Here is a 12,009-nt window from a genome sequence, read left to right as displayed (position 1 = left end):
GTATGCCCGAACCGTTCCGGATGTCCAGGTCCCGGCGGCGGCAGGGTGTCCTGTTCACCCGTCAGGCGTACAGCCCCCGAAGTCGCACCGAGAGACATGTCACACAGCCTTCGAGCTTCTCGAACTCGCTGATGTCGACGAGGACCGGTTCGTGGCCGAGGCCGGCGAACAGCTCCGCGGTCTTCGGGGCGCTCGCCGCCATGAGCAGTTTGCCGCCGCCCAGGAGCACGACGTGCGCGCCCGACTCCTCCGGCACCGGCATGAAACGGGGGAAAAGTGACGGCGTGTCCACCAGGGGCTCGTACCCGATCACCGTCCCGTCCGGCAGTGCGGTGACCGCCGACTTCAGGTGCAGCACCTTGCTCACGGGTACGGCGACCACGCGCGCGCCGAGCGGTTCGAAGGCGGCCCGCAGCTGCTGGAGTCCGGCCGCGTTGGTGCGCCCGCCGCGGCCCACGTACACCGTGTCGCCGACTTTGAGGACGTCACCGCCGTCGAGGGTGCCCGGTTCCCAGATCCAGTTCACCGAGCAGCCCAGGCGGGCCACGGCCTCCTCGACCCCGGCGGTCTCGCCGCGCCGGGACTCGGCGCCCGGACGGGAGATCAGGGCGACGTTGCGACAGACGACCACGGCGTCCTCGACGAACACGGAGTCCGGGCAGTCGTCGGCCGGGTCCACCTCCACGGTCTCCCAGCCGTGCGTGCGCAGGGCCTCCGCGTAGGCCTCCCACTGCTCGACCGCGAGATCGACGTCCACCTCCGTGCGCTCGACGTGCGTCACCAGGCCCTCGGCCAGGCGAGGGCTGGGTCGGCGGATCAGAGCTTTCTGGCTCGGCACGTGGGGTCTCCGAATCGGCAGGGGGTGTCGGCGCTCATCATGCAGCGCCGGTCCGGCGGCACGAAACCCCTTGACATCTGGCCGGTCCGCCCCCATGTCCGGCCCGGTCGGCCTCCTCGCCCGGCCCGGTGGGCTGCGTCGCCGGCCCGGCCCCCGCGGACGCCGTCAGCCGGTCTCCCCCCGTTCGTCCGGTTCCGCCCCGACGGAGTACCCGACGGAATCCGGTGCGATCTCCTTCAGCTCGCCTCCCTCCAGCAGCAGCCAGCGGGTGATCCCGACCGACTCCAGGAACGGCATGTCGTGGCTCGCCACGATCAGGGCGCCCTCGTAGGACTCCAGAGCTGTCGTGAGCTGCCGGACGCTCGCCATGTCGAGGTTGTTCGTCGGTTCGTCGAGCATCAGCAGCTGCGGGGCCGGCTCGGCCAGCATCAGGGCCGCGAGCGCGGCCCGGAAACGCTCGCCGCCGGAGAGCGTCGACGCGAGCTGGTCGGCCTTGGCCCCCCGGAACAGGAACCGGGCCAGCCGCGCCCGGATCCGGTTGTTGGTCGCGGCCGGCGCGTAGCGGGCCACGTTCTCGGCGACCGTCCGCTCGTCGTCGAGCACGTCCAGGCGCTGGGGCAGGAACCGCAGCGGCACATGGGCGCGCGCCTCTCCGGACACCGCGTCCAGCTCCCCGGCGATCGTCCGCAGCAGCGTCGTCTTGCCCGAGCCGTTGCGTCCGATCAGCGCGATCCGCTCCGGCCCGCGCAGGTCGAGCCCGCCGACGACCCGCGCGCCGTACCGCATGTCCAGGTCCTGGAGGGTCAGTACGCCGCGGCCCGGCGGCACGGCCGTGTACGGCAGGTCGACGCGGATCTCGTCGTCGTCCCGTACGGCCTCCACCGCCTCGTCGAGACGCCCCTTCGCCTCCGTGAGCCGCTCCTCGTGCATGATGCGGTGCTTGCCCGCGGACTCCTGCGCCGCCCGCCTGCGCGCACCCATCACGATCTTCGGCTCGCGCTTCTGCTCGAACATCTTCTGGCCGTACCGCTTGCGGCGGGCCAACTTGACCTGAGCGTCAACGAGTTCACGCTTCTGCTTCTTCACGTCGGCCTCGGCGACGCGCACCATGCGCTCCGCCGCCTCCTGTTCGCCGGCGAGCACCGCCTCGTAGGCGGAGAAGTTCCCGCCGTACCAGGTGACCTCTCCGGACCGCAGATCGGCGATCTGGTCGACCAGTTCGAGGAGTTCCCGGTCGTGGCTGACCACCACCATCACCCCCGACCAGGCCTCGACGGCCGCGTAGAGCCGCCGTCGTGCGTACAAATCGAGATTGTTGGTGGGCTCGTCGAGCAGCAGGACGTCGGGGCGGCGCAGCAGCAGCGCGGCCAGTCGCAGCAGCACCGACTCGCCGCCCGAGACCTCGCCGATCGTGCGGTCCAACCCGATGTGGCCGAGCCCGAGTTCACCGAGGGTCGCGTGAGCGCGCTCCTCGACGTCCCAGTCGTCGCCCACGGTGTCGAAGTGTTCCTCCGCCACGTCGCCCGCCTCGATGGCGTGCAGCGCGGCGCGGATCCCGGCGATGCCGAGCGCCTCGTCCACCCGCAGGCGGGTGTCGAGGGTGACGTTCTGCGGCAGATGGCCCACCTCGCCCGCGATCCGGACGGTGCCGTCCGTGGGGGAGAGCTGCTGGGCGATCAGCTTCAACAGGGTCGACTTCCCTGACCCGTTGACACCGACGAGACCCGTCCTGCCCGGGCCGAAGGCGACCTGGAGCCCGTCGAAGACGGTGGTGCCGTCGGGCCAGGCGAAGGAGAGGGAGGTACAGGTGATGGAAGCGGGGAAGGTAGACATGAGGGCCTCGCGGTTGCTGGATGCGGTCGTGGGTACGCGTGGGGACACCGCGAGGTGACGACGATCCGGTTCGGAGGGAGCCCCGCTCAGGAGAGATCAGGGAAGGTCCGGTACCGGAGGACGGCTCGTACGCCGAGGTCGCACGCTGCGCACACGAATGCCGACAGGAAGCGGCTGTGTGTGACGCGGTGTCTCAGACCTCAGACGAGCAACGTCCTTCTCCATTCGACGGCAACAGAACCGCTGTACACCGTAGGGGCGGCCGCGGACGCTGTCAAAGGATTAACGTCGCCCCGACGAACCCAGGGAGATTCCGTGCGAAACGGCCCCCTCTCGCTGCCCGCCCGGCTCTACCTGCTCGCCCAGGACCCCGGGGAACCGGGCCTCGGCGACGCGCCCGGTCTCGACCGCCTGGTACGCGCCGGCGCCCTCGCCGACCTCGCCGGGCGGGGACTGCTCGTCGACGACGGCGGCATCGTCACCCCCGCCGACGCCGACTCCCGCACCGGGGACACCGTCCTCGACGAGCTCCTCGAACTCGTCGCGGAGTCCCGCCCGCGGACATGGCGCGAGTGGGTCTCGTCGCGGGCACGCCTCACCCTGGACGCCGTGCGCGCGCAGCTCGCGGCCGAGGGATATCTGCGGGCGGAGCGAAGACGGGTCCTCGGCCTCTTCTCCTCGGTGGACTACGGGCTGGAGCGGGTTCCCGCCGTGGAGGCGCTGCACGCCCGCGCCCGGCAGGTGCTGGCGGGCCCGCTGCCCGCGGCCGAGGTCCCCGGCCGTGACGCGGCACTCGTCGTCCTCGCCGCCGCGGCCGGGCTGCGCACACCGGCGCCGCCGGACGGCCGGCAGGTCCCCTCGGGCCGCGTGGACGAACTGGCCGACCGCGCCGGCGCCGGGACACCGTCCCTGATGAAGGCCGTCCGGGAGGTCCGTGACGCGCTGGCCGTCGCGTCGCCGGCGCCCGGACGCTGAGGCGGCCGTACGCTCCCGGCGCCCGGACTCCAGCCCTCACGTACATGTCGAATTCCTGCCAGCTCCTCTGCAGCGCCCCGTGTTTGAGTTGCCGTCATGACGAACACGAATCTCACCGGTGCGCGGCTCGGTTCCTTGCGCGAGACCGCCGCGGCCTTTCGCGCCCTGCACGTGCCCGGTCGTCCGCTCGTCCTGCCGAACGCCTGGGACGCGGCGAGTGCCCGGATCGTCGAGGAGGCGGGCGCACCGGCGGTCGCGACGACCAGCGCGGGGCTCGCCTGGGGGCTCGGCAGGCCCGACGGGGACCGGCTGGACAGGGACGCCGCGCTCGGCGCCGTCGCACGGGTCTCCGCCGCGGTCCGGGTTCCGGTCAGCGCGGACATCGAGAGCGGATACGCACGGGACGCGCGGGGCGTCGGGGACACGGTCCGCGCCGTGCTCGCGGCGGGTGCCGTGGGGGTGAACATCGAGGACGCGCTGTACGAGGGCGGCGCCCCGCTGCGTCCGGTCGGCGACCAGGCGGAACGCATCGCGGCGGCCCGCGCGGCCGCCGACGCGGCGGACGTGCCGCTGTACGTCAACGCCCGCATCGACACGTATCTGAGGGGCGCGGGCGGCATCGACGAGACCCTGGAGCGGGCCGCGGCCTACCTCGCCGCCGGGGCCGACGGCGTCTTCGTACCGGGAGTCGTCGACCCGGTGACGGTCAAGGCGCTCGTCGACGGCGTCGACGGCCCGCTGAACATCCTGGTGGGGCCCGGAGCACCCACGGTCTCCGAGCTGGCCGCACTCGGCGTGGCGCGGGTCAGCGCGGGTTCGAGCATCGCGCAGGCGGCACATGCCGTGGTCCTCCGGGCCGCGCGGGAGCTGCTGGGCGCGGGGACCTACGACTCGCTGACCGGCGGTTTCGACTACGCGGAGCTCAATGCCCTGATGGACGGGGGCCGCTGAGGGCGGCGCCCTGCGGCCGGCACCCCGACGCGGGGTGCCGGTCTCAGCAGGTGCCCCGCATCAGCTCCGCCAGATCGTGGTCCAGGTCCACCTGGAGGTGTTCGAGACCGAGCGGCACCAGCTCCATGGTGCTCTGGAGGAAGCGCCGCACCTCACCGGAGCGCACGTGCACCACGGCGGTGCCCTCGGGGGCGTGGAACTCCAGGACGGTGCGGTCGTAGCCGTACGGCCGCACCCGCACGTCGCCGTGGCCCACCGAATCCTCGAGCCCGGAGACGAGCAGCTCGCGCGCGAACATCCAGCACACGTCCACACCCTCCAGCGTGGCGGGGGCGGGGAAGGACATGCGCACGGCGAACGGATCGCTCCGGTCGTAGTGGAGCGTGGCGGGAATGCTCGGCATCCGCGGCGCGGCGGCGACGAGGCGGGCCTCTACGGGCTGCTCGATGAGGGTGGACAACGCCTTGCTCCCTTGTGACGACTGGACGGACTGCGGGCGAATGAGGCCGGTCATGGAAAGAGACGAAGAAATGAGCCACTGCGTGCACCTGGGACCCGAGTGACCTCTGTCACCGAATCCATGTGCTGTGGCGGCCCACCCCGTGATCCCCCCGTCGCCCCGGCCCCCCGGGCTCCGGCACGCGCTCACCGGACAACCGGGAGGACACTCGGTCGGGGTCCCGAGGTTCCCGCGGAAGGCCATCTGGACGGCACCGGGGGAGTGGGCTAGCTTCGCCCGCCATGAGGGGCTTGGGGAAGTCGAGGCGTACGAGTCGGACGGTCACCGTGGGACTGTGCGCGGCGGCACTCGCCGCAGCGCTCGCGGGGGCGGTGCCCGCCCAGGCGCGGGGCGACGCGAAGACACCGCACTGGGAACTCAAGGACAGCGGCACGGACGTGCGGCTGCGCGGGCTCTCGGCCGTCAGCCGGGACACGGCCTGGGTGGCCGGTTCCAAGGGCACCGTGCTGCGCACCACGGACGGCGGCACCCACTGGCGGAACGTGTCGCCGCCCGGCGCGGCGGACCTGGAGTTCCGGGACATCGAGGCGTTCGACTCGCGCCGTGCGGTGGTGCTCGCCATCGGCGAGGGCGAGGCCTCCCGGGTGCTGCGCACCGACGACGGCGGCGCGACCTGGACGGAGTCGTTCCGCAACACCGACGCGAAGGCCTTCTACGACTGCATCACCTTCCTCGACCGGCGCCACGGCCTGGCGATGAGTGACCCGGTGGACGGCCGTTTCCGCATTCTGTCGACGAGTGACGGCGGCCGTTCCTGGAAGGTGCTGCCCGCCGACGGCATGCCCGCCGCGCAGGACGGCGAGGCCGGTTTCGCGGCGAGCGGGCAGTGCCTGGTCGGCTCGGGGCCGCGGGACGTGTGGCTGGCCACCGGAGGAGGCGTACGCGCGCGCGTGCTGCACTCCCGGGACCGCGGACTGACCTGGACCGCGGCCGACACGCCGATCCCGGCCGGAGACCCGGCGCGTGGGGTGTTCGCCGTCGCGTTCCGCGACCGCACCCACGGCCTCGCCGTCGGCGGCGACTACCGCGCCGACCAGGCCTCACCGCAGGCGGCGGCCACCACCCCGGACGGCGGCCGGACCTGGACGCCCGCCGCGCACCCTCCGCCCGCCTACCGCTCGGGTGTCACCTGGCTGCCGCACAGCCGCACCGCCGCGCTCGCGGTCGGTCCCACCGGCACCGACCTGACGACGGACGGCGGCCGCACCTGGCGCACCCTGGACACGGGCTCGTACGACACCGTGGACTGCACCCCCGACCTGGGCTGCTGGGCCTCGGGCGAGAAGGGACGGGTGGCCCGGCTGGAGCACTGAGCGGTGCCACCAGGCCTGCCGCGCACCCGAGTCGGTCCGGTCACCGGCGGGAGCGGCTCGGGGCGCGACCGGCACGACCGGCACGACCGGCACGACCGACGGAGGGTCCGGCCGCCGGGCGCACCCCTGAACGCCCGGGCCGCCCGGTGGCCGCCTGGCGGGTTTCGTTCGGACCGGATCGGGTCCGCGACACCAGGCACGGCACCTCGCCGCGTTGTCGGACCACCCGAGTACGCCCGGCGCCCGGGTGATCCTCCGCCTTGCGAGGCACCGCACCGGACGCCGCGGCCCGATCCGAGCCGATCCGAACGAAACCCCCTAGGCTCGTGACCACCATGACGAGTGTGAGGATTCCCGCGGGCTGGCCCGCCACCGAGGAGCAAGCCCGTGCGGTGCAGGACGAGTTGCGGGAGCGGGTGGTGCTCGACGAGGCGGGGCCACCGCCGGGCACCGGCAGGGTGACGGGCGTCGACGTCGCCTACGACGACGAGCGCGACCTCGTCGTCGCGGCGGCCGTCGTGCTCGACGCGGCGAGCCTCGCGGTCGTCGCCGAGGCCACCGCCGTCGGACAGGTCTCCTTCCCGTACGTGCCCGGGCTGCTGGCCTTCCGCGAGATCCCGACGGTGCTCGCCGCGCTCGACGCCCTGCCCTGCGCGCCCGGCCTCGTCGTCTGCGACGGATACGGCCGGGCGCACCCGCGCCGCTTCGGCCTGGCCGGCCACCTCGGCGTCCTCACCGGGCTGCCGACGATCGGCGTCGCCAAGAACCCCTTCACCTTCTCCTACGACGAACCCGCCGCCCTCCGCGGCAGTTCGTCCCCGCTGCTCGCGCACGGACCCACGGGCGAGGAGGAGGTCGGCCGCGCCCTGCGCACGCGCGACGGCGTCAAACCGGTGTTCGTGTCCGTGGGCCATCGGGTCGGCCTCGACAACGCGTGTGCGCACACGCTCGCGCTCACCCCCGAGTACCGGCTGCCGGAGTCCACGCGGCTTGCGGACTCCCTCTGCCGGCGGGCCCTGAAGGAGGCAACTCCCTGACGGGGCACGGCCTTCCGGCCGACCGCGCCGGTACGGCGGCCTTCCCGGGCCTCCCCGGCGACGGTACCCAGTATCGGCCCGGGGCCCGTCTGAGTAGCTGTACGGATGTCTCGGCACCGCGGCGCCCGGCAGGCTCGGGCGCATGACGACGCATCGTGCACCGAAGCCCGCCGCCGCTCCCGCCCAGCCCGTCGAGCGGGCGGTGACGGCCGCACTGGTCCTCGCCGCGGTCGCCGGACTTGCCTGGATCTGCGGGATGATCTACACGGTCACCGGGTGGACCTTCTGACCGCTTTCCGGCCGGTCGGCCGACGACCGGCCGCGCGGAACGAACCGGCTCCGGCCGTCGGCACGGCCGGTCCCGGCACGACGGCCGTCCGGATCGATCCGGGTCCGGCCGGGCCAGACCGATCCGGTCCCGCACCGGGGACGGATCGGTCCCGGTCCGGGCCGTCGGTCAGCGGGTGGCCGCGACGCGGAAGGTGATCCCGGCGCGGCGGAGCCGTTCCGTCAGCGCGTCGCCCATCGCCACCGCCGTGGTGACCTGCCCGGACGTCTTCGGCAGTTCGTCGAAGGCGAGGGACAGCGCGGACTCGGCGAGCATCTTCGCGGTCTCGTCGTAGCCCGGATCGCCGCCGGAGACCTCCGTGAAGACGCGACGGCCGCCGCCCTCGCCCACGAACCGCACGGTGAACCAGCTCCTCGCGCGCCGCTCGGCACTCGGCCCCTCGCCCGGCTTGATCCGGTCGGACAGCCAGCGGCGGGCCGGCGGCACCTGGGCCGCCGCGAAGACCGCGCCCACGGCGGCGACGCCGCCCACGACGAACGGCAGCCGCTCGACCGCCGCGTAGTGGCGGTAGCGGAAGTCGGGCCCGTAGCGCTCCAGGGCGCGCGCGGACCGCTGCACCACCTGCGCGTCGATCGTCGGCAGCGGCAGCGCCCAGGCACCGACCTCCTTGGCGAACCGTGGTGCGCCGAGGGGTGCTTGTGCCCGCCGGCCCATCAGCCGCGGCTCGTGACGCCGGCGGTCGCGCGCCGCCGCGGCCATGTGCCGCCCGCGGGCGAACTGGTTGAGGGCCGAGGCGAAGGTGCCGCCCGAGAACATCGCCTCGGAGCGCACGAATCCGTCGACCCGCAGCGGCACGCCCTCGGGCAGCTGCCGCACGGTGAAGTAGGCGCCGAGGTCGTGCGGGATCGAGTCGAAGCCGCAGGCGTGCACGAGCCGTGCGCCGGTCTCCCGCGCGCGTGCGTCGTGCCGGACGTACATCAGGTCCACGAACTCGGGTTCACCGGTCAGGTCGACGTAGTCGGTCCCGGTGTCCGCGCAGGCCGCCACCAGCTCCTGGCCGTGGTGGAGATACGGCCCCACCGTCGTGGCGACCACGCGCGCGCGGCCGGCGAGTTCCCTGAGCGCCTGTGGATCGTCCGCGTCGGCCCGCACGACGTCGGGGCCGCCGCCGAGCCGTTCCCTGAGCCGCTCCAGCTTCTCGGTGCTGCGCCCGGCGATCGCCCAGCGCAGCCCTTCCGGCGCGTGGGCGGCCAGGTACTCCGCAGTCAGCGTCCCGACGAACCCGGTCGCTCCGTAGAGCACGACGTCGTAGGTCCGCTCCGTTCCGTTCAGCCTGCTCATGACATTCCCTACTCTCGGCCGCACCGGAGCGGGCGGTGCCCCCGCTGCCGTACGCGAAGCGCCGTTGTCGGTGGCTGAGGCTAGCGTGAGGAACGAGCAGCCGGACGACGAGGTCGGGCGAAGAGGCCGGAGGTGACCGTGACCGTTCCGAAAAGCGCCCTGAAAAAGTGGGAGAAGGCGCGCGAGTTCGCCCTCGGGCTGCCGGGCGCCGTGGAGGAGTTCCCCTGGGGCGAGGCCGTGGCGAAGGCCGGTCGGAAGGTGTTCGTCTTCCTCGGCACGGACGACGGCAGTCACCCACTGGGCCTCACGCTCAAGCTCGCGGACGACACCGCGCACGCGCATGCCCGCACCTCCCCGGGCGCCGAGCCCGCGGCGTACGGCCTGGGCGGATCGGGGTGGGTGCGCATACCCCTGGAGGAGTCCGGTGCCCCCGCGGCGGGGTTGCTGTGCGACTGGGTCGAGGAGAGCTACCGGGTCGTCGCACCCAAGAAGCCGGTCGCGGAGCTGGACCGGCGCTGACGGTGCCGCCCGGCGGCGGCACTCGACTCGCGGACCCGTCCGTACGGCCCTCCGGGCGGTCCTCCGGCGCCACGACGCTGTCCAGCGTGGGCGTCTTCGTCCTGTTACGTCATGATCGGGCGCCGGGAAACTAGACTAAGCGCTTGCTCGTCAGGGGCTTGCCCGACGTGGAACACGTTCTTAACATCGCTGATGTCACATCAGTGGTGTCACAGTGCTGGGGGCTCGATGGCAGAGGCAGGAAGGCCGGGACACGGCCCGCTCGCCGGGGTGCGCGTGGTCGAGCTGGCGGGCATCGGTCCCGGACCGTTCGCCGCCATGCTCCTCGCCGACCTCGGCGCGGACGTCGTCCGCGTCGACCGGCCGGGCGGCCCCGGACTGGCGATCGACCCGGAGTACGACATCACCAACCGCAACAAGCGGTCGGTGATTATCGACCTGAAGGCCGAGGACGGCCCGTCCCACGTCCTCGATCTCATCGAGCGTGCCGACGTCCTCGTCGAGGGATACCGCCCCGGCGTCGCCGAACGCCTCGGCGTCGGCCCCGAGGCCTGCCATGCCCGCAACCCCGCACTGGTCTACGGCCGGATGACCGGCTGGGGACAGGAGGGCCCGCTCGCCCAGCGCGCCGGCCACGACATCGCGTACATCGCGCTGACCGGCACCCTCGGCATGATCGGCGCACCGGGCGGGCCGCCCGCGGTCCCGGCCAACCTCGTCGGGGACTACGCGGGCGGCTCGCTCTACCTCGTCGTGGGCGTCCTCGCCGCGCTCCACCACGCGCGCGCGACCGGCACCGGACAGGTCGTGGACGCGGCCATCGTCGACGGCGCCGCGCACCTCTCCGCGATGATCCACGGCATGCTCGCCGCCGGCGGCTGGCAGGACCGCCGCGGCGCCAACCTCCTCGACGGCGGCTGCCCGTACTACGGGACCTACGAGACGGCCGACGGCCAGTACATGGCGGTGGGCGCCCTCGAGCAGCAGTTCTACGACGAGTTCGTCACCCTGCTCGGCATCGGGGAACTCGCCGGCGCCCGCAAGGACCTGGCCCGCTGGGAGGAACTGCGGGAAGAGGTCGCGGCCCGCTTCCGTACCCGTACGCGCGACGAGTGGACCGCCGTCTTCGAGGGCTCCGACGCCTGCGTGGCACCGGTCCTCTCGCTGCGCGAGGCGCCCGCGCACCCCCACCTCGCCGCGCGGGGCACCTTCGTCGACCACGGCGGCATCACCCAGCCGGCGCCCGCACCGCGCTTCTCCCTCACCCACACCGCCGTCCGCGGAGGTCCCGCCCAGCCGGGCGCCGACACCGCGGACGTGGCCCGCGACTGGGGCCTGCCCCACCTCATGAAGGACGGCGACTGATGGAGCTCTCCCTCCCGCTCGACTACGCGGGCGACCCCCGGCAGGCCGTGGACGACGTGGCCGCTCTGGAGTCCGCGGGCCTGGACGCCGTCTGGGTCGCCGAGGCCTACGGCTTCGACTCGCCCACGATCATGGGCTACCTGGCCGCCCGCACCGAGCGCATGACCATCGGCGCCGCGATCCTCAACGTCTACTCGCGCACCCCCGCGCTCATCGCGCAGACCGCCGCCGGGCTCGACGCGATCTCCGGCGGGCGCGCCGCCATCGGACTGGGCGCCTCCGGCCCGCAGGTCGTCGAGGGCTGGCACGGAAAGGCGTACGACAGGCCGATCGGCCGGACCCGCGAGGCCGTCGAACTCACCCGCCGCATCCTGCGCCGCGAGGTGATCGACCACCACGGCATCACCGACATGCCGCGCCCCGGCGGCCTCGGCAAGCCGCTGAAGATCCTCACCAAGCCCGTGCGGCCCGACGTGCCCCTGTACGTCGCCTCGCTCGGCCCCGCCAACGTACGGATGACCGCGGAGATCGCCGACGGCTGGCTGCCCACACTCTTCATCCCCGAGAAGGCCCACCAGGTGTGGGGCACCGCGCTGGCCGAGGGTGCCGCGCGCCGCGACCCCGCTCTCGGCCCGCTGCGGACCGTCGCGGGCGGACTGCTCGCCATCGGTGAGGACGCGGCGGCCGCCCGCGACCTGGCACGCCCCAGGATCGCCCTCTACGTAGGGGGAATGGGCGCACCCGGGAAGAACTTCTACAACGACCTCGCGGTGGCCTACGGCTACGAGAAGGAAGCCCGCCTCATCCAGGAGCTGTACCTGTCCGGGCGGAAGAAGGAGGCCGAGGCCGCGGTCCCCGACGAGTTCTGCGAACTCATGTCGCTGTGCGGGCCCGAGAGCTACGTCCGCGAGCGCGTCGAGGCCTTCCGGGAGGCCGGGGTGACCATGCTCAACGTCATCCCCGTCGGCCCGGAACCGGCCCGCCTCATCGAAACCGTCAAGAGCTGGCTCTAGGAGGGCGTTTCCCGC

12 protein-coding genes are annotated in these 12,009 nt (G+C 73.3%); 8 read left to right on the top strand and 4 right to left on the bottom strand.

Annotation, left to right across the window (positions count from 1 at the left end):
- Nucleotides 1-61: 61 nt before the first annotated feature.
- Nucleotides 62-838, bottom strand: a complete 777-nt coding sequence (gene ddaH / locus ACZ4IF_RS07630; protein ID WP_467560495.1) for a dimethylargininase — start codon at nucleotides 836-838, stop codon at nucleotides 62-64.
- Between the two features lie 165 nt (nucleotides 839-1,003).
- On the bottom strand, nucleotides 1,004-2,671 hold the full coding sequence (locus tag ACZ4IF_RS07625) for an ABC-F family ATP-binding cassette domain-containing protein (RefSeq protein WP_467560493.1): 1,668 nt from the start codon (nucleotides 2,669-2,671) through the stop codon (nucleotides 1,004-1,006).
- A gap of 315 nt (nucleotides 2,672-2,986) precedes the next feature.
- Between ACZ4IF_RS07625 and ACZ4IF_RS07620 the strand changes: the two genes are divergently transcribed.
- Both ACZ4IF_RS07620 and ACZ4IF_RS07615 read left to right on the top strand, forming a co-directional pair.
- Complete coding sequence (locus ACZ4IF_RS07620) at nucleotides 2,987-3,646, top strand: GOLPH3/VPS74 family protein (RefSeq protein ID WP_467560491.1); 660 nt, start codon at nucleotides 2,987-2,989, stop codon at nucleotides 3,644-3,646.
- Nucleotides 3,647-3,742: 96 nt separating this feature from the next.
- Nucleotides 3,743-4,597, top strand: coding sequence for an isocitrate lyase/PEP mutase family protein (locus ACZ4IF_RS07615; RefSeq protein ID WP_467560489.1), 855 nt, complete (start codon nucleotides 3,743-3,745; stop codon nucleotides 4,595-4,597).
- 43 nt (nucleotides 4,598-4,640) lie between these two features.
- Here the strand turns inward: ACZ4IF_RS07615 and ssgD are convergent, their stop codons facing one another.
- Complete coding sequence (gene ssgD / locus ACZ4IF_RS07610) at nucleotides 4,641-5,057, bottom strand: spore wall synthesis regulator SsgD (protein WP_467561105.1); 417 nt, start codon at nucleotides 5,055-5,057, stop codon at nucleotides 4,641-4,643.
- 281 nt (nucleotides 5,058-5,338) lie between these two features.
- Here ssgD and ACZ4IF_RS07605 point away from each other — a divergent pair, with 281 nt between their 5' ends.
- The 3 genes from ACZ4IF_RS07605 (at nucleotide 5,339) to mmpA (ending at nucleotide 7,756) form a co-directional block, all read left to right on the top strand.
- Nucleotides 5,339-6,430 carry a WD40/YVTN/BNR-like repeat-containing protein gene (locus ACZ4IF_RS07605; protein ID WP_467560487.1) on the top strand — a complete coding sequence of 364 codons (1,092 nt, stop codon included), beginning with the start codon at nucleotides 5,339-5,341 and terminating at the stop codon, nucleotides 6,428-6,430.
- A 335-nt stretch (nucleotides 6,431-6,765) separates the two neighbouring features.
- The gene (locus ACZ4IF_RS07600; RefSeq protein WP_467560485.1) at nucleotides 6,766-7,467 is read left to right on the top strand and encodes an endonuclease V; all 702 of its coding nucleotides are present in this window, start codon (nucleotides 6,766-6,768) and stop codon (nucleotides 7,465-7,467) included.
- A gap of 142 nt (nucleotides 7,468-7,609) precedes the next feature.
- The gene (gene mmpA, locus ACZ4IF_RS07595; protein ID WP_467560483.1) at nucleotides 7,610-7,756 is read left to right on the top strand and encodes a morphogenic membrane protein MmpA; all 147 of its coding nucleotides are present in this window, start codon (nucleotides 7,610-7,612) and stop codon (nucleotides 7,754-7,756) included.
- Between the two features lie 168 nt (nucleotides 7,757-7,924).
- Here the strand turns inward: mmpA and ACZ4IF_RS07590 are convergent, their stop codons facing one another.
- On the bottom strand, nucleotides 7,925-9,097 hold the full coding sequence (locus tag ACZ4IF_RS07590) for a saccharopine dehydrogenase family protein (RefSeq protein ID WP_467560481.1): 1,173 nt from the start codon (nucleotides 9,095-9,097) through the stop codon (nucleotides 7,925-7,927).
- Nucleotides 9,098-9,235: 138 nt separating this feature from the next.
- On the opposite strand from ACZ4IF_RS07590, the gene ACZ4IF_RS07585 reads away from it, so the two are divergent.
- The 3 genes from ACZ4IF_RS07585 to ACZ4IF_RS07575 all read left to right on the top strand — a co-directional run bounded on the left by ACZ4IF_RS07585 (nucleotide 9,236) and on the right by ACZ4IF_RS07575 (nucleotide 11,994).
- Complete coding sequence (locus ACZ4IF_RS07585; protein WP_467560479.1) at nucleotides 9,236-9,616, top strand: MmcQ/YjbR family DNA-binding protein; 381 nt, start codon at nucleotides 9,236-9,238, stop codon at nucleotides 9,614-9,616.
- 228 nt (nucleotides 9,617-9,844) lie between these two features.
- Nucleotides 9,845-10,981 carry a CaiB/BaiF CoA transferase family protein gene (locus ACZ4IF_RS07580; protein ID WP_467560477.1) on the top strand — a complete coding sequence of 379 codons (1,137 nt, stop codon included), beginning with the start codon at nucleotides 9,845-9,847 and terminating at the stop codon, nucleotides 10,979-10,981.
- Nucleotides 10,981-11,994: an LLM class F420-dependent oxidoreductase gene (locus ACZ4IF_RS07575; RefSeq protein ID WP_467560475.1), complete on the top strand. Its 1,014-nt coding sequence runs from the start codon at nucleotides 10,981-10,983 to the stop codon at nucleotides 11,992-11,994. Before ACZ4IF_RS07580 ends, ACZ4IF_RS07575 begins: the two co-directional genes overlap by 1 nt.
- Nucleotides 11,995-12,009: the final 15 nt, after the last annotated feature.

This window comes from Streptomyces sp. NPDC025784, from assembly GCF_055558435.1.
Note: the sequence above shows the minus strand (reverse complement) of the source record. Positions and strands in the feature narration are given on the sequence as shown.